The sequence below is a fragment of the Vibrio sp. Vb0937 genome, assembly GCF_033338855.1.
In genome coordinates, this window is sequence record NZ_JAWOTK010000426.1 from 1 (window position 1) to 1070 (window position 1070).

Annotated in this window: 1 pseudogene; it reads right to left on the bottom strand. The window is 46.4% G+C overall.

Features of this window, described 5'->3' with window-relative positions:
- A pseudogene (locus R7P67_RS26235) lies at positions 1-1070 on the bottom strand (phosphate ABC transporter permease); the annotation flags it as partial.

The following is a 1070-nucleotide window of genomic DNA, read 5'->3' on the forward strand; positions in this document are numbered from 1 at the left end:
CCTTCGTACCACACTTTCTGCCACAGTGAAGAAAGCGAGACTTCAGGGTAAGAGTTATCGACCTCCGCCACCTTTAACGAGTCATCATTCCAAGTAATCAGATAGCGTTCATTGTTCGACATTGCCGCCATCGCAGGCGCTTGTTTATAAGCTCGCTTAAACAACACCAGTTTTTCACTGGTCGTGTAATGACTCTGAAGCGTACCGTTGGTGTAGAAACTGTAGAATCCTTTGCGGTGTGAATCCGGCAATAAGTATTTAAGTTCAGACGCTAATTTGAAGTCACGAATATGAGTTAAGGTTCGCTTATCATTTTGCAAAGTATCAAACCATTGCGAAACGCGACCATCATTGTGCGTCACCAACAGGGAATATGCGCCCGCAAGCAAATCAATCGTTCTTACAGAATGCTTTTTATCCCCTTGAGTAAGATCGATAACTTCGCGCACCTTAAACTTTTGAGCAGCTTTGGTCAGAACAATTAACTCCGAACCATCACGCAAATAAAGCGTTTCACCATCCGGTGTTAAGAGCATCTGTTGGGGAGCGTCAAAGCCCGCAGAAAAGGAGAAATCAATCGTGGTTGGAGCGACGCCTAGCGCAGACTTCTCTTGCCAACGCGCTTTGACTTTCCCGCTGCGAGTCTGCCAAACAATAGTTGGAGTTTGCGTTGATGCACTGAAGACAAATTGCGTCACAGGATCTTGCGCGTCGGTAAGCGTCAAATTCATATCCGTCGACAACGCCACCACTTCTGGCGGGCGAGTATTTTCTCTCAACGTCGCGTTGAATTCTGGCTTGAAGATATGAGCTAGACCTTGATCATCCACTAATCCATACCAACCAAGGCCAGGAGCCGATTGAGAAAAAGATACCGGATTAGTCGCTAACTGTTGAGTATAAATGGCGGGCTTGTCAGGTGCGTCCATCGATAAATATTGAATCTCACCACTTTGCGTTAAAACGAAAGCAAGTTGTGAATAGTCATCGACAGAAATGGCCAGAGGCATGCCCACTTGCGTGGTTCGAGTCGCGTGATTAGGTTTGATCTCTGCATCAGAAAACAGAGG